Here is an 18,528-nt window from a genome sequence, read left to right as displayed (position 1 = left end):
TTTTAGCGGAACGGCGCAAGCCGTCCGGTCCCGAGTCACCGGACGGCTCGCGCCGTTCCGCTACGTTTGAAATCCTTCAGTTATACAATCGACGTCCCGTGCGGGAGGGTCGGACGCGCTAGCGGCCGGGGAGGGCCTTCTCCAACCCTGCAATCCCAACAGTCAAGTGGAGGCAACATCAGCGAGGATCGCATCACGATCCATTTTCCCTCACTCACGCAGCGGTTTGTCTGAACACGCAGTTTCAGCGTATCCGAGCGACCGGTCACCTGGGATTTGTCGCTCACGCGTCGGCCGGAACAGCCAATTGCCCGTGATGCCAAGTGGCCATAATTGCACCCCCTCGTCCCTCAGAGGGCATTAAGGGCGGATAATGGTTTGTTTTGCGGTGGATTAGAAGTCATACTACTAGTCCCCACAAACTCATGCCCTCGCTGGGTAGCAACGTTATCGCCCCAGGCCCTTGCAACCGTGTGCCTCTCTCGACACATAATCGCCGCCATCGTTCTCGGCGTTGCATTCGCTTTGTCGGCGTCCTGGAACGCTGACCAGGTCTACGCTGACGGACCGCTCGCAATGAGGAACGCGACCGTTGTCGGCGAGTCCGCGCCGGCAACAAGAATCGCGATGGCCCCCCAACGACCGACTCCACCGGGATCGGGTGAGTCGGGCAAAGAGGGTGAAAAGCCGGGCGGTAAAAAAGACGGTGAAGAGGGAAAGCCCGGCGCTGAGTCGGCGACCCCGAAAGTCGTTCGCCGCGACGGTCTCGATCTTCCCGAAGGCGACCCCGCCGAACTCAAGGCGACCGTGGGCGAAGATGGCAAAGTCTCCTTTCGCTTTCGCAACCAAGGCTGGATCGACCTGATCGGCTGGCTATCCGACATCTCCGCCCAACCGATCGATTGGCAAGAACTCCCCGGTGACGCCGTCAACCTGGTCAGCCCCACACGTTTGTCCGTCTCCGAGACCGCCGATCTGATCAATCGCCACTTGCTCTCGCGCGGTTACACGATGCTGCAACTCGATGGCGGAATCACGATCACCCAAACCGCTGAGATCAATCCGGGAATGGTTGGGCGTGTCAGCACGCAAGAGCTCGAAAAGCTGCCCGATCACACTTACGTTCGAACCATGTTGGATGCCGGATGGTTGTCGGCTGAGAAACTCTCCGAAGAGTTAAAACCGATGCTCAGTAAATCGGGGAAACTCACCGCACTGGCAACAACGAACCGCATCGAAGCGATGGACGCCGCCGTGAACCTGCGCCAGATCGCTCGCCTGCTTTCGGAAGAACGTGACGTCGCCAGTCGTGATGCGCTTGCCCCCGAATTTCGTCTCCGGCACATCCCGGCCGAAGAAGCCAAGCGTTTGCTCGAAGAATTCCTCGGTGTCGAAAAGAAAGAGAAGACGCCGATGACGCCTGAGCAGATGCAGATGATGCAGCGGATGCAACAACAGAACGGAGGCAAGCCGCCGCAGCCCAAACCAGAAGTCGAGATCTCCATCGTCGCCAACGTTCGTCAAAACTCAGTCCTCGTGCGGGCACCGATCGATCGAGTCGCGATCGCTGCCGAGTTCATCAAACGGATTGACGTTCCCGGCGGCTCACTGCGTTCTCTTACCGATGCGACCGCCCGTGTCGATGTGTTCCGGCTCGTCTCGTTGGACCCGGAAAAACTAATCGAGATCGCGATGGAAATGAACGTGCTCGAACCGACCACGCGGATCCGTGTCGACAAAGACAACGACGCGGTGATCGTTTCGGGATCCGCCGCCGATCGCTTCATTGTCAAATCGTTGATCGAGCGACTCGATGGCGGTAAACGACGTTTTGAAGTCCTTCAGCTCCGCCGGCTTGAAGCCGCTGCCGTGGCTGAATCGATTTCGTTCCTGATGGGCGAAGAAAAAGACGAAGACAAGAACAGCAACCGTAGTCGGTATTCGTATTACGGATGGGGCGGCAGCAATAACGACGACAAGAAAGACGAAGACAAATTCCGAGTCGCCGCCAACACGCGTTACCGCCAAGTCTTGCTGTGGGCAAACGAATCGGAAATGGAAGAGGTCCGATCACTCCTGATCAAACTCGGCGAAATGCCTCCGCCGGGAGGCAGCGGACAAACGATGCGACTCATCGAAGCATCTGCAACGCCCGAAACGCTCGAGTATCTTAAAATGCTCAAAGAACGATGGAAATCCATCTCGCCCAACGAGCTGCTGTTACCCGACGAGAGCGAGTTCACTGACCCGAGTCTTGATACCGACGCCGAAATCGAGGAAGACGCCGGGGACGATAAGAATACCGACGCGTCGGGTGATGGCGAGGCGAACCCGAACAATTCGAACGGGCCGAGCGACGATGCGAATGAATCCGAAGAAGAACTTAACGGCGGCAATGTTTCGGATCCAATCGTTGCACTCGAGTCTGCAACGTCCCCGTGGGCAACGGACGCAAACGCAACGCAAGACGACTCCTTCACGTTGACCATGCAACAAGGAGCTACAAACGCCAACGGTTCCAGCCAACGGCCACCGGTCGAAATTCGACTCGACGCGAATGGCAATTTGATCCTTTCGAGCAACGACACCAAAGCACTCGATGCTCTCGAGAACTTGATGCTCGACATGAAACCGCCATCGCGTCCGTATCACGTCTTCCATGTCAAAAATGCTTCAGTCACGCTCCTTACGCTCGACCTCGAAGACTATTTCAAAGAGGACGACGAACAGGACGACAGCAACGACAGTTTCTCTCGTTGGTACTTCGGCTTCGGTAACGACGATGACGACAAAGGGCCGACCGGGCTCGCGAAAGGGGGCAAACTTAAGTTTTTGCCCAATTCGGATACCGGCACGATCATTGTGTCTGGCGCGACGAGCAGCCAATTGCAAACAATCAAAGAATTGATTTCTTTATGGGATGTTGCCGAACCGCTCAACCCAAAACGTAGCCGGTTCACAAAACTCGTTACAATCCGTTATGGTCGCTCTGAGAAGATCGCGGAAACGGTAAAAGATGCCTACCGTGATCTGCTCAGCAGCAACGACAAAGCGTTCGCGAGAGGCGGTGGCGGACAAAACGGCGGAAGACGATCGTCTAACCGCAGTGAAGGTACCAGCCTAGAGGACTCCGGGAGTGGCCAAGATGGGGGTGGCAATGACTTCTCCTTTAGCGGAAAACTCTCTCTAGGCGTCGACGAGATCGGCAACACTTTGTTGGTGAGTGCCGAAGGCGAACCCTTATTAGACCTCATCGTTTCAATGATTGAAAAACTAGACATGGCCGCCCAACCCGGCGGCGACATTGAGATCGTGCGATTCTCGGGAGATGTTTCGCCGGAAACGCTTCGGCAAGCCATGTCGGCATTTGGCGTCACCGCCGAGACACCTGCTCGAAACGACCGATCGAGCTCGCGGTCACGTGATAACGACCGCGGGCGTTCACGAGATCGGTCGTCGCGTGACTAAGCCATCATCGCGTTTCGCACACGTCGTCATCTCCCACGCAAAACTCATCGTGATCGTGTGGGTGCTGCTCGCCGTGTTCGCCAAGACGATGGCCCCCTCGTGGAAGTCGGTCGCACTCGATGGCGACTTTGACTATCTCCCCAGCACCAGAATCAGCGTCGCGGGAGGGCGGTTACTCGATCAGGCGTTCAAAGGAACCCGCTCGCGTAGCCAGATGGTGGTGGCGTTGGCACGCGACAGCGAGCAATGGACCGTCCAAGATCGTTTGCTCGGGCTCGACATCCTGCGGCGTCTGTACCATCGACTTGGCGAAGTCTGTTGGCTGCGATCCGAAGAAATCGTTTGCGGAGAAGTCGACCAATCCAAAATTCTCATACCGCATCCCGACGCTCAAGCCGATGCGACCGATAAACCGAACGCGGACGAACGCGGTTCTGAATATACGATTTCCACCAACACGGTCGAGTCAGCCGGGCCGGTCGGTAACGCCGCATCTTTAGAACAAAGTCCTGCCCAGCGTTGGCTCGGTGTTGCGGTGGAAGCGTTCGACCAAGCGATCGAAATTGATGCGGAGTTCTACAAACTGCTCGGCGATCGTGTCCCGCCGAATGCCCCCACCGCCTACGAACCTCGCATGGCGATTGCATACTGGGATCGTGGCCAACTTGCCATGGCACGCTGCGCCGACCCCAAGCTAATCGAGCAAGACCTCGAGTCCGCCCGCGTCCTCGACCCCAACATCGCCTCGACCGCACTGCCAATCATGGAGCGGGATCTCGAAGCTTGGACGGTGCTGTTGGACGTTTATAGCTGGAAGGAATCCGTCATCGGTGGCCAGCTACGAAAGACTCGCTCTCGCATCGCCGTGCTGACCTTGGCCAGCGAACTGGCGGCGACGGGAAACATCGCGTTGCTCGAACAACTGCAGGAAATCGTCGACCGCTGCGTCGAATATCAATCGGAATACTTGCCGCCCGAAGAACGCGGCCAAGCTCGCGATTTGAAAGTGAAAATCACCGGTTCGGCCGCGATCGGTGGCGAAACTCTGTTGGCGGCCCGGTCCGCCATCACCTACACCGAATGGTTCACCGTGGGCATGATTTTGATCATCCTCGCGGTCGTCTACCGAGCGCCTTTGTTAGTCGCCGTTCCGCTCGTTTCGATCGCGGTGGCCGTGATGGTGGCCACTGCCGTGGTCACCATGTTGACTTCGCTCTCCGACTCTGCGGATTGGTTTTGGCTGGACCTCAAGGTATACACGACGAGCCGCATCTTCGTCGTCGTGATCCTGTTTGGTGCCGGCACCGATTACTGTTTGTTCTTGATCGCCCGTTTGCGTGAAGAAGCCGCCGTGCATCCGTGGCCGGTCGCGTGTGAGCGGGCACTCGGCAATGTCAGCGGCGCGTTGCTGGGCAGCGCACTCACCACGATCGTCGGTTTGGGCATGTTGTGGTTTGCCGACTTCGGAAAATTCCACCACACCGGTCCGATCATCGCGATCTGTCTGTGTGTCGGATTACTGGTCTGCATGACGATGACCCCGGCGTGTCTCCGACTGCTCGGACCAAAAGTCTTCTGGCCAGCTTCGCTCGAAGAACAAGCTGACCGTCCCGTCGTTGCCCTGCTGTCTAACCGTGACATCAACAGCGGCGATTCCACCACCAGCGGCCACTCGACAAAAAGCGGCTTGATGTCAGGCAGCCGGATGTGGAATGCGACCGCGATCGCGCTGACACGCTATCCGGCATGGACCCTCGCCGCGGGATGGCTGCTGTTGATCTTGCCCGCCGCCGGAGGTCTGTACCACGAACAAGACGTGACCTACGACCTCAGCGGGCAATTGCACCAAACCGCGGGCAGTCGGCAGGGGATGCAACTGCTCGATCGAAACTTTGGCGTCGGGGAGTTAGCCCCGATTTCGATCTTGGCCCTCGCGGAAACTGATCAATCCGAAGATTCCTTAGTCACGACCAGCGACCGACTCATCAAACGGCTGTACTCACTCGACGGCGTTCGACGGGTGAGATCACTGAGCGACCCGCTCGGTGACTTCCCGCCCGAACGCGAAATGGGATTACTCAGCAAGGAAGCCTGGCGACGACGCACATTGCAGAATCACCGCCTCGCACGACTGCACTTCGTCGCCAACGAACCCACCTACACCCATCGCTTGATCCGGCTCGATGCAATCGTCCAAGAAGATCCGTTTTCGCAAACCGCAGCGGCCAAGCTGAAATACATTTCTGACGAAATCGGCACCGTCCTCGCACAAATCGAAGCTGAAACAGGAACCCGCTGGAAACTGTATACGACCGGCACGACCGCCTCCATCGTCGACCTCCGCGAAGTCACGCTGCGGGACACACGCCGAATCAAGGTCGCGGTCATCCTCGCCGTCCTCGCCGTTTTGATCGTCGTCATCCGGCGACTCGCTCTCTCGCTGTACCTGATCGCCACAGTCTTGCTGAGCTATTACGCGACGCTCGGATTGACGTATTGGTTTTTCCGTGCAATCGACGGCCCAGACTTTTTGGGCTTGGACTGGAAACTGCCACTGTTCCTATTCGTAATCCTGGTCGCCATCGGCCAAGACTACAACGTTTACCTCGTGACCCGCATCATGGAGGAACGCAAACGCCTCGGTTCGCTCGCCGCCGTCCGCCGCGCCGTTGCCAGAACAGGCGGAATCGTCACGGCCTGCGGGTTCGTCATGGCGGCAACATTTTTTAGCATGACAGCGTCGGCGTGGTGGCCGCCACTGAGCCAACTGGTTTGGCCATCGAACGTCGCCGAGGCCACCCAGCAGACCACCCTCCGCGGCATCACCGAACTCGGCTTCGCGCTGGCCCTAGGCGTCATGATTGACACCCTCTATGTCCGCACCGTTCTCGTACCGAGCTTCGTCGTTCTGCAAGATCGCTTCCGAAAACGACCCTCGACGCATCACGCGAACCAGCCGAAGCAGTCAAACCAGCCGAACCATTAAGATTCGCGGTGAATGCGACTCGCTATTGAACAGGATTCCCCGACGATGTGGTTAATCGCCATCGATGAAGCCGGCTACGGACCCAAGCTCGGACCGCTCGTGGTCGCCGCAACGGCCTGGCACCTTGATGACGCGAGTCCAGGTGCGAAATCGCAAATCAATCACGATGTCTCGAGCGATCAAATTACACCTGACCCTTTTCTGAATGTTGCGTCGCCGATCCGCGTCGGTAACGCAACCATTCGTGTCGACGACTCTAAAAATATCTTCCGAGGCGGTTCGCTCTCAACGCTGCACGCGATCTTTTCGGTCGCCAACCACGCACGCGGCCGCAGCGATGCGACGCTGGCCGACTGTCTGCCTACGCTGCTGCCTCTAGACCACGAATCGATCCTCGACATCGCATGGTTGAAAACGACCAGTGGCCCCGCCTCCAAGCCGATCGAACTCGTCCCCATCGCGCAGGCTCGAGCCGCAGTCGATCAATGGAATCGGTGCGAGTGGAAACTGCGTGACGTCGCCGCTCGCATGATTGATGCCGGTGCGTTCAATCAATTCTGCAGCGGTAACGGGTCAAACATCCTCCCACGTGGGAACAAGAGCGACCTGCTCGGCGAAACCAGCCTCCGTTTAGCCGTCGACCTACTCGATCGGGCAACCGCTTCGACAGTAACGCCCGCGAAAGCAACCAAACGTCGCACCGGAGCTAAGCCGTCCCAACGCAAAACCACGCCGCCGGAACCCGTCCAGATTTTCTTCGATCGCCACGGCGGCCGCCGGTACTATGCCGGCATGATCCAAGAAATCTTCGGCGGTGGTCCGGTTCGCATTCTCAGCGAGAGCAAAACGCAGAGCGTTTACGAAACCGTTCGAGACAATCGAAACGTGCGGTTGCATTTCACCGTCAAAGGCGACCGGTTTGTCCCGGTCGCACTGAGTTCGCTGCACGCAAAGTATCTGCGAGAACTCGCGATGGCATCCTTCAACGCCTACTTCCGCGAGGCGATGCAGGTCGCGTCAGCGTCTCCATCAACAAAGAAAACCGAAGCAACCGAGTTCCGCCCCACTGCGGGCTATCCCGTCGACGCGGACCGTTTCATCGACATGATCCGCCCCGTGATGAAGGCAAATGGGATCACCGATGCCGAATTGATCCGCTGTCGTTAAGACGAATCCCGCCGCCGATCCGATTTCGCCATCCATGCGACAATGCGTGACTTCGCCATCCAGCCCGATTCACCCACGACTCCATTTTGATACGATAGGGCATCGCCAAAATGCCGCCTGGCAATTCCCCGCTCGCGGGCGTTCCCAACTCCTCACCGGCGAGCTCGCTCGAGCATTTTCCCCACTTCGACGTCCGTCCTCTTTTGCAGCCCTCTTCTTATGAGCGAACCGAACTACACCCAACGTCAACGGCAGCTGCGAAACCTCGTGGTCATGGCGCTCGCCGACGGCTCAATCGGCGGACGCGAAGTTGCGTTTTTGGCCGACCGCTGTGTTGAATTAGGGCTCGGCCAAGCCGAATTGCAGTCGGCGTTGGAGTTCGGCCTCGGGGACGATGCCGCCCTCGAACTGCCGGCCGATGAAGCGACCCGTGAAGAATTGCTCGCCGACTTGATCGTCATGATGGCCGCTGACGGTGTTCTCGCCGAAACCGAAAAACGACTCTTCGCACTCGCTGCCGCTCACATGAATATCGTCGGCGACCGGCTGCAACAAATCATCTCGTCGGTCATCGCAGACAAAGCCAGCTCTGGACCGAAAGACGCCTCGTCGTGAACGACTCCAAACCGGCATCCGTGAAAGTCCTGATCACCTCCGGCCCGACCAGACAATACCTCGATCCTGTCCGTTACCTGACCAACGCGTCGAGCGGCCGGATGGGCGCCGCACTCGCCGAAGCGGTGCTCAAACTCGGCCATGACGTTGTGGTCGTGTCAGGCCCCGTCGCCGTCAAATATCCAGCCGCCGCCGAGGTTGTCGAAGTCATCACCACCGATGACATGCTCCGCGTTGCCAACGAAATTTTCCCGCATTGCGACGGCGCGATCGGTGCCGCCGCCCCGTGCGACTACAAACCGTTGCACGTTTCCGACCAAAAACTCTCCAAGACCGGACGGCCATTGCAACTCGACCTCGTCGAAACTCCCGATGTGATCGCGGTTCTCGGCGAGTCCAAACGCAACGACCAATGGGTCGTCGGCTTCGCACTCGAGACCGATGACCGCCGCTTCCGAGCCACCGTCAAACTCGAAAAAAAACACTGCGACCTGATGGTCAGCAACGGGCCCGAAGCCATTGACGCCTCCGACAACCATGTCGAGTTGCTCGACCGCGACGGTAGCGTGATCGAAACCATTTCAGGCAACAAGCAACACGTTGCCAATCGCCTCATCCAACAAATTCATAACCGATTGATTCTCCAATGACTTCGCTGACCGATGTGAACGCCCCCACGCTGCAGACAAGCCTGGGTCGACTCGTCCTGCCCAACCCGATCATGGTCGCTTCTGGCACGTTTGGGTACGCGCGCGAAATGCAAGAAATCGTCGACCTCAATCGGCTCGGCGGGATCCTGCCCAAGACCATCACCGCCGAACCACGCATTGGCAACGCACCCTGGCGAACGGTTGAAACGTCCGCGGGACTGCTTAACGCGATCGGTCTCGATAACGATGGCGTCGACGCGTTCATCGAATATCACCTGCCCTACCTGACTTCACTCTCGGCGCCGATCGTTGTCAGCGTCGCCGGCCGAACCGTCGAAGACTTCACCAACCTCGCTAGCCGCGTCGGGCAATGCCAAGGCGTCGCGGCGATCGAACTGAACCTTTCCTGCCCCAATGTCAGCGGCGGCATCGACTTCGGCACTAACGCCGAATCCTGCCAACGGGTCGTCGCATCCGCACGCGAAGCCACCGAGGTTCCGATCCTGGCCAAACTGACACCCAACGTAACCAGCATCGCGGATATCGCACGCGGCGCCGCCGAGGGTGGAGCCGATGCGGTCTGCCTCACCAACACGGTTCTCGGCATGGCAGTCGACTGGCGCAAACAACGCCCCATCCTCGGCAACGGCATGGGCGGCTTGAGCGGCCCAGCGATCAAACCGATCGCACTGCGGTGCGTCCACCAAGTCCGCCAAGCCGTCGACATCCCGATCATCGGCATCGGAGGCATCGCCTCACTCGACGACGTGATGCAGTTCCTCGTTACTGGAGCGTCGGCGGTCCAAATCGGAACCGCAAACTACTACGATCCCACGCTTTCGATGCGGCTCATCGACGAACTCCCCGCCGCCCTCAGCGAACTCGGCGCCACCCAAATCAGCGACATCGTGGGTACCCTCAAACTCAAGTAAAAATTCACCCTTCATCGACCGATTGCCATTTTTCACTATCTCCTCAACCGTTTCGTTCTTCGCCCATCGCGTCATCCGATCCAACCGGAAGGATTGATTCGGTGTGAGATTCCAGTTCCAAACGTTGGGAAATCTCAACGCGGTGAGAAGTCGATACTTGACACCTTTGTCGCAACGAACCTGACGCCCGGTGCGCTACCGACTTCGCCCGAGCCCACCGACCTGACGCGCGACTGGCGCACCATCCCACCACCGCAAACCCTGCTTCTCAAATTCCCCGGGACCGCCGGACGCGCCGAACGCTCGTCCGCCTTTCCCGCCAACTTGGTACCGCCTCACGACGACAACCGTTATCACGATCTCGGCAACCACTACGAAGCTTGGACGTGGAACCCGCCAGGGTACGGCCGCAGTAGTGGTCGGGCGACGCTGAAATCGTTCGCCCCCGCAGCCGAAACGTTTGCATCCCAAGTCCTTGAGGCACGGTTTGCACCGAACACGCAAGTTTGGATTTGCGGCAACAGCCTCGGGTGCTTGCCCGCCCTCTCGCTCGCCGCTCGACTCGACCAGTGGCGTCCCAATGATGTCGCCAAGGATCGCTTCTCGCTCTGGCTCCGCAACCCACCGCATCTTTCTGACGTCGTCTTGGGTGTTGCCGATCGGTACGCCGCCAGACGATTGATGAAGCCCGTTATCTCACGGATCCCCGATTCGCTTCACGCCATCGAATCCGCCTCGCGATCCCAGATCCCGGCAGTGTTTTTGATGTCCGAACGCGATGAACTCGTGCTCCCGACGATCCAGCAAAAGATTCACGCCGCTTATGCGGGAGAGCATCGCATCGTCACGCTGGCGGATCTCGATCACGGCGGCTTGATCGACGAGCAGCACCGAGAGGAAGTCGAACGGGCCGCGAAATGGCTCGCCTCCCTACACGTCTGATCACAAATGTTGCGAAACGCACGGTCACATGAAGCTCGTCCGCGTTTCGATCGAGCAGAAGTTAATCGTCTCGTTCGATGCTAGCATCCGCGAACTGGACATCAAGACTTTTCACGTAGCTCGGTCTCTCCGGGCATCGATTGTTCTAGTGCTTTTCTTAGCGGAACGGCGCAAGCCGTCCGGTCCCACGTTACCGGACGGTTTGCGCCGTTCTGCTACTTCTGAAATCCCGCAGTAATTAAATTGGTGTCCCCAAAGACCGGGAATTGAAGCGTTTCAGAGATGCAATAACTCCAATACGTCTGCCAGAAAGTGGCGTTATCCAGCCACAGCAGTTCTATTTTCGCCGTAGCCACCGTCGCCAGACGGTGGGCAACGTTCTGGCAAGACCCACTAGGCCTTACTTGTCGCCCAACTTGTACAGCGGCAGGTGACGGTAATAAACCTCGAGGCAATAGATCGAGAAGCATGTCGTGTACAGTCGACCCGACGCGTTGCCGTGTTCATCCGCTTGAGGTGACCAGCTCCCGGCTTCCGATCCACGTTTCACTTGCATCCGGGGCAACACCACTTTCATGTTGCTGTTCCAGATCTCCCATGCCGAACCGCCGTAGTGATGCAGTGCTTGGGTGGCGTAGTACCAGTAATAGACGTTCATCGATTCACGATTGATCGGCCAATCCTGCACCAACGTGCTCAAGCCAAGCGACATCGCTTGACGGTCGCGATTCCAACCAAGGTACTGACGACAGAGCAGTCCCTCCGCTGTCATCGATGGGCTCGGTGGCCGTCCTCTCTGATAACAATAGCCGGCCCCATTTTCGACCGCGACCGTATCTAAGTACCCGTTGATGAACGCAAGCGTCGAAGGCTCCACCGCGATCCCCGCCGCTTGGGCACTCGACAATGCCATCACATACCAACCCGTCACCGACAGGTCGGAATCCCCACGTGGATCGTATCGCCAACCGCCCTCGCGCCCTTGAGCACGGACCGAATAGTCGATCGCCGCTTCGGATGGAACTCGCAATTTCGAGTCCTTCGTCATGCCATAAAGTTCGCACAGCGCGATCGTCGCCTGAGCATGTGCGTAGGCGCGTTGGTGATCCGGTTCACCCCCCGCAAAGAAGCCGTCGCGGCGACTCTGTTTGTTTAAAAGATATTTAAGTCCCTTTTCGACGACCTTCGCATACGGGCCGTCGAAATGGGTGTTGCCGTCACCTTGGAACGCCAGCAACGCCATCGCCGTCGCTGCCGTGCGGTTCTCTTGGAACGATCCATCGTCGTACGGACCACGCATGCTCCACGAACCGTTGTTTTGCTGTTGGCGGGCCAACCACTTCAGCCCCAGATCGACCGCTTCGACGGTATCGGAGTTGCCGCCGTACATGGCTAACAGAGCTGATTTCATTGCTCCCGTACGACCACCAAACATCGGCTTGACGACCAAGTCCGAGGACGTAGCGCCAATTTCGAGCGGCGCAATATCAGTCGGTTCCGCAATATCGATCGACTCGATCATCGCTTCCACTTCCAAATCCACCGGCGCTTCGACCTCCGAGTCCGCGCTGTCTTCTTGGAAGACCGAATCTGCGCTTTCGAGCGCGTACTCCTGCAGCTCGACCGACTCCGATTCTTTTGCCTCTCCAAACTCCAGCACGACGCGAGAAATCCCGTCGCCGACCGGCAGCGTCCAAAGCGCGAGTGCCAACAGCAACGTCATGTGGAAGATCATGCTGACCAACCACGCCGGAATCGAACGGCGAACCGGTTCGAGCGGTTCATCCTCATGAGTGGACTTTTGCGACGCCGGCGTCACCAGCCCGCGCCACCGAGGAATCTTGCCCCCTTCGCCGCCCGATTGACCGCTGGCCAGCGGCTTGGCCGAGTTGGAGCTAGTTTGGGGTTCCGCAAGCCCTGCCCGCGTAGGCTGTTGTGCCCGTGTCGCTGGCTGTGGTGATTGCTGTTGTGGTTGTGCCCCTGGTTGAGGCCGCGAGCGTGGCTGCGGCTGCACGGGTTGCCGCGGCTGAGCCGGCGCCTGTGGCTGGCGTGGCTGCGGGCTTACCGGCTGCTGCGGGTTGATCGGCTGAGGATCAACCGGCTGAGGATCAACCGGCTGGGGGCTCGCCGGCTGAGGCGAAGCCGATGGCTGCGAGGGTGGCTGGGGAGGTGCCAGCTGGGGCGATGTCGACAACGGCGGCAGGCTCGCCCGTGGCGGCGGGGGTGGAGGCACAGGCGGCGGAGGTGGGGCCGCTGGCGGAACATTCGGCACAGACCGCGGATTCGGCACTGGACCTGCGTTCGGCTCGGGCACCACAGGCGAAAAATCGCCGGAGCTATCTGCCGATGCGGGTTCCGAATGGTTCATGAAAAGACGCCTGGGGGCCCGCCAGATCGAGGGGGGCGGCACGAATCGAGTTCAATGATGAGAAACGGGCGGGAACAACAGATTCACTGCGGAGCCGACAAATCACAGTACAACAGAACGAACAGACCGCCACCTCGTCAAGTTTAGGCCAGCATAACGGATAGAACGAAGCCACATTCAAAAAATCTTCGCCGCCCCCTCGCATCCTCGGTTGACAGATCAGGGCGTTTAAGGAATGCTTATCCAAAGACGAGCCAGCGAATGTTGTTCCCAAAAACCTTGTTCCAAGGTGCATGGAAAGTGAACCTCGGAAGCATCAGGAACGTCTAAAAATACCGCGGGATGGAGCAGCCCGGTAGCTCGCGAGGCTCATAACCTCGAGGTCGTCGGTTCGAATCCGGCTCCCGCAACTTCTCTGTTTGGTTGGAACACTTTCCGACCCACCAGTAAACGAAAAGCCGACGTGTGCTCCACGTCGGCTTTTTTCGTTTTATCCCGTTATCCCGCAACCACTTGCGTCGATGTTCACGGCGGCGGTTTCTCTGTCGTCTCAGAATCCTGAGAACACTCTGGCCGGCACTCGCGGGCGGATTTCGGTTTCTCGGCCAGAATTCTTACGTTCTCTGTGTCTTAGCCGGTTTGGGTTAGGAGCCGTAGCGACCTCCCTTTCGGTCCAGTTGAGAACTACGTTTGACCCAGCAAATCGCGATGTTTCCAATCACCCACTTCGTAGCGACCCACCGAAACGGAGCCCAAACACCGTTTGCCGGGTCATTTGATTTGGAGACACTGAGAAAGCTGGGAGACGCGAATCTCATCGCGATTTCAACGCCGCCCACCAGACCCAAGCGATCAGTACACCTTGCAGAGGCAGTCGTGCAACCAATGCCCAAACCGGGATCGCCGGAAACTGGTCCGCGTTCATCAGCATGTCCACGTTAGCTGGGAAGACGGCAACAAGCAGTGCGATCAATCCCCACCCAGCCGCTAGTCGAAGCCGTGGCACCGCCAAGCCCGCACCACCAAGCACCTCAAAGAACCCCGAGACGTAAACCAAAGCCAACGGCCAAGGCAGATAGTCCGGCATGATCTTCAGGTAAACGCCCGGCGCGACGAAGTGATTGATGCCGGCTGCGATGAAGAGGAGCGCAAGAAGTGCGACGTTGAGGCTCCTCACTTCGCGCAATCGTGGGCTTGGCGTTCAATCATTTTCAATTGCTGATCGTTGCACCGAGCGAGGACGCGGAACAAATTTGGATGATCGAAGATTTGCTGGGCGATGGTTTGAGGAACGTGATGTGCAAGCAACAGCAATTCTTCCTCGTCGGCGTCCAGTACATCGGCTAAGCGATGAATCAGGGATTCCGAAGGCGCCCCGCCAAAATCGAGACGCCCGTTTTCCACTTTGCTGAGGTACGAGAAGCCGACGCCAACCAAAGGGGCCAACTTTCTTAGCGAGTACCCCTTGGCAGTGCGCAACTTGCGAATCCGATCACCCAGTTCATTGCCCGATACATTGACTCGTGAGCTCATGGTTCGGCCTGCATGCATAAAGAGGTTGGCCAGCTTGTTCATTCCCCACCAAAATCTTACGATTGTAGCACTCACTAGGCAACACTCTCGCGAGACGCCCGCTATCAATCGCTCGCCAGCTAATGGAGATCGGTGGCGGGCTCACCTTCATATCGGCTACGGCACTATCAAGCCAATCCCCACCTAAGCAAGACGCGACCGCATGAATCAATTGGATGCTTTCCGGGAACAGGGCGATGTCATTTGGAACCTCGCAAACCTGCTGCGTGGTCCGTACCGACCTCCGCAATATCGTCGCGTGATGATTCCGCTGACAGTTTTGCGCCGGCTCGATTGTGTTCTTGAAGACAGTCGCGAGGATGTACTCACGGAATATGACCGGCTGAAAAAGCAGACCAAGACGAAGGATGGCAAGAAAGTTCCCAAGTATGACAGCGAGACGATCGAAAAGATCATCAACCAGAAGTTCAAGCTGACGTTCCATAACACCACCGAGTTCACGTTTGAAAACCTGCTGGGTGATCCCGACAAACTAGCTGCAAACCTGACCAAGTTCATCGCAGGATTCTCCTCGCGGGCGCGAACGATCCTAGAGAAGTTCAAATTCGAGGAAGAAATCGAGAAGCTCGATGACGCCAATCGGCTGTTCGAGATCGTTAAAGAAGTTAGCAAGGTCGACCTGCATCCGGACAAGATTCCCAACATCGCCATGGGATACGTGTTCGAGGACTTGGTACGGCGGTTCAATGAGCAAGCCAACGAGGAGGCGGGGGATCACTTCACGCCTCGGGAAGTCATCAAGATGATGATCAATGTGCTGTTCACGCACGACGACTTGGTCTACACCGAAGGTAAAGTCATTCAGATTTATGATCCCACCTGCGGCACCGGTGGGATGTTATCGGAATCAGAAAAGTTGATCGTTGATCCGGAAACGGGGCTGAACCCAAGTGCCAACCTGGAACTGTTCGGCCAGGAATACAACCCGGAATCGTACGCTATCTGCGGCAGCGATTTGATGATCAAGGGCGAAGATGTCACGAACATTGTGTTCGGTGATACGCTGGGCACCGGGCGTCCCAAGGAAGGCACAGTCGATGGCGATGGACATCCCGACGAGCGGTTCCACTACATGCTGGCCAATCCGCCGTTTGGTGTGGAATGGAAGCCGGAGAAAAAGCACGTTACCAAAGAGCACGACGAGTTTGGGTTCAACGGTCGGTTTGGTCCCGGTCTGCCGCGGATCAACGACGGAGCGTTGCTATTCCTGTTGCACATGATTTCTAAGATGCGGCCGGTCGGCAAAATGGACGATGGCAGTGAAGGCGAAGGGTCGCGGATCGCGATCGTGTTCAACGGCTCGCCACTGTTCACCGGAGACGCCGGCGGGGGCGAGAGCAATATCCGACGATGGATCATCGAGAATGACATGCTCGAAGCGATTATCGGGATGCCAGATCAACTGTTCTACAACACCGGCATCTACACGTATGTCTGGATCGTCACTAACCGTAAACGCGAGGGACGTCGCGGCAAGGTGCAATTGATCAACGGTACCGACTTCGCGTGGAAGATGGACAAGAGCCTTGGGGACAAACGTAAACGGATCGGCGACGGCGAGCGAGGTTCGAGCGACCACATCGCGATGCTAACGCGGTTGTATGCCGAGTTCGGTCACGATGTTCGCATGACGCTCGGCGAAATCAACTCGAACGTCGATCCGTCGCGGGATCAGAGCAAGAGTCAGTTTGTCAGCAAGGTGTTTGACAATCGCGACTTCGGCTACTTGAAGATCGTTGTCGAACGACCGTTGAGATTGAATTTTACGATCAACGACGATCGGATCGAGCGATTCAAGCAAACGAGTGCCTTCGAGTCGCTGGCGGTATCGCGGAAGCGGAAAGACAAAAAGAAAAAGCAACAAGAAGAGATGGTTGGCCGCGAGGCTCAAGCTGCGATCTTGGCGGTTTTAGACGAACTTCGACGCGATTTTGACGGTGGGCGATTGGTGAAAGATCGGGCCGAGTTCATCGAGATTCTTGAAGCCGCATTTGAGAAGGCCGAGTTGTCGCTCGATGCGTCGATCAAGTCAGCGCTGACCTCACCGGGTAGCTTGGGCGAGAAAGATCCGAAGGCGGAGATTTGCTACGACAGCAAAGATCGTCCCGAACCCGACGCTGATTTACGAGACACTGAAAATGTGCCGTTGCCGCCGAACATCACGTTGCCGCTGCCACTTGACTACAAGGGGAAGGGGAAAAGCAAGTCGGCCAAGCCCGACGTCAGCAAGTTGCTGGAACTGGTCCGCGATCACTGCGAAGCCCATCTCAAGAAAGAGGTGTTGCCTTACCGCGACGACGCCTGGATCGACCATTCCAAGATCAAACTCGGCTACGAGATCCCTTTCAATCGACACTTCTACGAGTACGAGGAGCCTCGTCCGCTGAAGGCCATCGAAAAGGAGATCAAGGGGCTAGAGAAGGAGATCATGGACATGTTGAGCGAGGTGGTTTGATGAAGCCACCCAGCTACGAAAGCGTGAAAAAAATTCCTGGAAAGGTCGTCACGCGACTACCCAGTCATTGGGATGCACAAAAACTGAAATTTCAAGTGTCAAAAGTTGGCAGTGGTGTAACCCCCAAAGGCGGTGCCGAATCATATGAACAGGAAGGCATCCCATTGCTACGAAGTCAGAACGTCTATTTCGATGGACTTAGGTTGGATGACGTTGTATTTATTTCTGAACAGGTGCATGCGGAAATGAGCAACAGCCAAGTTGAGGCTGGTGATGTTCTTCTCAACATCACTGGTGCCTCCATCGGCCGTTGTTATTACGCCGATGATGCTCTTGGAGATGCCAATGTGAACCAGCATGTATGCATTGTTCGCCCTGATAGAAGTTTATCCACTCGCTTTCTGTTCTACGTCCTGTGCTCAAACGTCGGCCAAAACCAGATAGACCTTGAACAAAGCGGCAGCGGTCGCGAAGGGCTAAATTTTTCGTCTTTGAAAAATTTTAGCATTCCAATTGTTCCACCGAACGAGCAGCAACAGATTGCTGACTTTTTGGATTGGAAAACGGGTCAGATTGACCGTTTGATTGCGAAGAAGCGGGCGTTGGTGCAGTCGCTTTCGGAGAAGCGAATGGCCATCATCACCCAGGCCGTCACCCGAGGGCTTGATTCAACTGTCCCTATGAAGGACTCCGGCAGCCCGTGGCTGGGGAAAATGCCTAAGCACTGGCGAATCATGCGATTCGGATATCAAACGCGAGTCAAGGAAGGTCAGGTGGATCCTGAAATCGAACCCTACGTCGATCAACCGCTCATCGCACCAAACCACATCGAATCTAATACTGGAAGAATAATCTGTCTCGAGAGTGCCCGCGATCAAGCAGCGATTAGTGGTAAGTATCAGGTTTCCAAAGGCGACATCGTCTACAGCAAAATCCGTCCGCATCTCAACAAGTGTTGTTTGGCGACGTTTGATGGATTGTGTAGTGCTGATATGTATCCAATTCATCCATCCGACGAGATGGACTCGCACTTCTTGTTGTACTGGATTTTGGCAACGCCGTTTCTTGACTATGCCGAGTTAAACTCGATGCGTGTCGCAATGCCAAAGCTGAATCGCGAGACTTTATCTGCCGCACCCCTTCTAGTTCCGCCCATCGACGAACAAACGGATATTCGGGATTTTCTAATTGAAGAAACGGATCACATTGATCAACTCACCGAAAAGACCGAGGCAGCCATCGACCGCCTCACCGAGTACCGCACCGCCCTGATCACGGCAGCGACGACCGGCAAGATCGACGTGCGTGATGTCGAGATCCCCGGCCAATCCAGATAAACAGCAATAAATCCT

Annotated in this window: 12 protein-coding genes and 1 tRNA gene; 10 read left to right on the top strand and 3 right to left on the bottom strand. The window is 57.1% G+C overall.

Annotated elements, in window-relative coordinates; all coding sequences use genetic code 11:
• Positions 1 to 576 precede the first annotated feature (576 nt).
• The 7 genes from NB063_RS09485 (at position 577) to NB063_RS09455 (ending at position 10,760) form a co-directional block, all read left to right on the top strand.
• Complete coding sequence (locus NB063_RS09485) at positions 577 to 3,468, top strand: secretin N-terminal domain-containing protein (protein ID WP_407652586.1); 2,892 nt, start codon at positions 577 to 579, stop codon at positions 3,466 to 3,468.
• On the top strand, positions 3,461 to 6,454 hold the full coding sequence (locus tag NB063_RS09480) for an MMPL family transporter (protein WP_250928483.1): 2,994 nt from the start codon (positions 3,461 to 3,463) through the stop codon (positions 6,452 to 6,454). Before NB063_RS09485 ends, NB063_RS09480 begins: the two co-directional genes overlap by 8 nt.
• A 12-nt stretch (positions 6,455 to 6,466) precedes the next feature.
• Positions 6,467 to 7,621: a hypothetical protein gene (locus tag NB063_RS09475; protein ID WP_250928482.1), complete on the top strand. Its 1,155-nt coding sequence runs from the start codon at positions 6,467 to 6,469 to the stop codon at positions 7,619 to 7,621.
• Positions 7,622 to 7,840: 219 nt separating this feature from the next.
• Positions 7,841 to 8,236, top strand: a complete 396-nt coding sequence (locus NB063_RS09470) for a tellurite resistance TerB family protein (protein WP_250928481.1) — start codon at positions 7,841 to 7,843, stop codon at positions 8,234 to 8,236.
• Positions 8,233 to 8,886, top strand: a complete 654-nt coding sequence (locus NB063_RS09465; RefSeq protein WP_250928480.1) for a phosphopantothenoylcysteine decarboxylase domain-containing protein — start codon at positions 8,233 to 8,235, stop codon at positions 8,884 to 8,886. Before NB063_RS09470 ends, NB063_RS09465 begins: the two co-directional genes overlap by 4 nt.
• Positions 8,883 to 9,818, top strand: coding sequence for a dihydroorotate dehydrogenase (locus NB063_RS09460; RefSeq protein ID WP_250928479.1), 936 nt, complete (start codon positions 8,883 to 8,885; stop codon positions 9,816 to 9,818). The genes NB063_RS09465 and NB063_RS09460 overlap by 4 nt, the downstream gene beginning before the upstream one ends.
• Before the next feature lie 93 nt (positions 9,819 to 9,911).
• Entirely contained in the window at positions 9,912 to 10,760 is an 849-nt protein-coding gene (locus tag NB063_RS09455; RefSeq protein WP_250928478.1) for an alpha/beta hydrolase, read from the top strand.
• 400 nt (positions 10,761 to 11,160) lie between these two features.
• Here NB063_RS09455 and NB063_RS09450 read toward each other — a convergent pair whose 3' ends face one another.
• On the bottom strand, positions 11,161 to 13,128 hold the full coding sequence (locus tag NB063_RS09450) for a prenyltransferase/squalene oxidase repeat-containing protein (RefSeq protein ID WP_250928528.1): 1,968 nt from the start codon (positions 13,126 to 13,128) through the stop codon (positions 11,161 to 11,163).
• A gap of 336 nt (positions 13,129 to 13,464) precedes the next feature.
• Here NB063_RS09450 and NB063_RS09445 point away from each other — a divergent pair.
• A tRNA-Met gene (locus NB063_RS09445) sits at positions 13,465 to 13,538 on the top strand.
• A 404-nt stretch (positions 13,539 to 13,942) separates the two neighbouring features.
• Here NB063_RS09445 and NB063_RS09440 read toward each other — a convergent pair.
• Together NB063_RS09440 and NB063_RS09435 are read right to left on the bottom strand one after the other, a co-directional pair.
• The gene (locus tag NB063_RS09440; RefSeq protein WP_250928477.1) at positions 13,943 to 14,305 is read right to left on the bottom strand and encodes a DoxX family protein; all 363 of its coding nucleotides are present in this window, start codon (positions 14,303 to 14,305) and stop codon (positions 13,943 to 13,945) included.
• On the bottom strand, positions 14,302 to 14,661 hold the full coding sequence (locus NB063_RS09435; RefSeq protein WP_250928476.1) for a helix-turn-helix domain-containing protein: 360 nt from the start codon (positions 14,659 to 14,661) through the stop codon (positions 14,302 to 14,304). The genes NB063_RS09440 and NB063_RS09435 overlap by 4 nt, the downstream gene beginning before the upstream one ends.
• A 202-nt stretch (positions 14,662 to 14,863) precedes the next feature.
• On the opposite strand from NB063_RS09435, the gene NB063_RS09430 reads away from it, so the two are divergent.
• Both NB063_RS09430 and NB063_RS09425 read left to right on the top strand, forming a co-directional pair.
• The gene (locus NB063_RS09430) at positions 14,864 to 17,176 is read left to right on the top strand and encodes a type I restriction-modification system subunit M (protein WP_250928475.1); all 2,313 of its coding nucleotides are present in this window, start codon (positions 14,864 to 14,866) and stop codon (positions 17,174 to 17,176) included.
• Entirely contained in the window at positions 17,176 to 18,513 is a 1,338-nt protein-coding gene (locus tag NB063_RS09425; RefSeq protein ID WP_250928474.1) for a restriction endonuclease subunit S, read from the top strand. The genes NB063_RS09430 and NB063_RS09425 overlap by 1 nt, the downstream gene beginning before the upstream one ends.
• The last annotated feature ends 15 nt before the right edge of the window (positions 18,514 to 18,528 follow it).

The sequence above is a fragment of the Aporhodopirellula aestuarii genome (genome assembly GCF_023701485.1).
GTDB classification, from domain to species: Bacteria; Planctomycetota; Planctomycetia; order Pirellulales; family Pirellulaceae; genus Rhodopirellula; species Rhodopirellula aestuarii.
The sequence above is the reverse complement of the archived record's forward strand: the minus strand, read 5'-3'. Positions and strand labels throughout refer to the sequence as shown.

Excerpts from the sequence above, each read along its gene's own strand:
- NB063_RS09435 (WP_250928476.1), bottom strand. The coding sequence starts at position 14,661 with ATGAGCTCACGAGTCAATGTATCGGGCAATGAACTGGGTGATCGGATT.
- NB063_RS09425 (WP_250928474.1), top strand. The coding sequence starts at position 17,176 with ATGAAGCCACCCAGCTACGAAAGCGTGAAAAAAATTCCTGGAAAGGTC.
- NB063_RS09475 (WP_250928482.1), top strand. The coding sequence starts at position 6,467 with ATGCGACTCGCTATTGAACAGGATTCCCCGACGATGTGGTTAATCGCC.
- NB063_RS09450 (WP_250928528.1), bottom strand. The coding sequence starts at position 13,128 with ATGAACCATTCGGAACCCGCATCGGCAGATAGCTCCGGCGATTTTTCG.
- NB063_RS09430 (WP_250928475.1), top strand. The coding sequence starts at position 14,864 with ATGAATCAATTGGATGCTTTCCGGGAACAGGGCGATGTCATTTGGAAC.
- NB063_RS09470 (WP_250928481.1), top strand. The coding sequence starts at position 7,841 with ATGAGCGAACCGAACTACACCCAACGTCAACGGCAGCTGCGAAACCTC.
- NB063_RS09485 (WP_407652586.1), top strand. The coding sequence starts at position 577 with ATGAGGAACGCGACCGTTGTCGGCGAGTCCGCGCCGGCAACAAGAATC.
- NB063_RS09460 (WP_250928479.1), top strand. The coding sequence starts at position 8,883 with ATGACTTCGCTGACCGATGTGAACGCCCCCACGCTGCAGACAAGCCTG.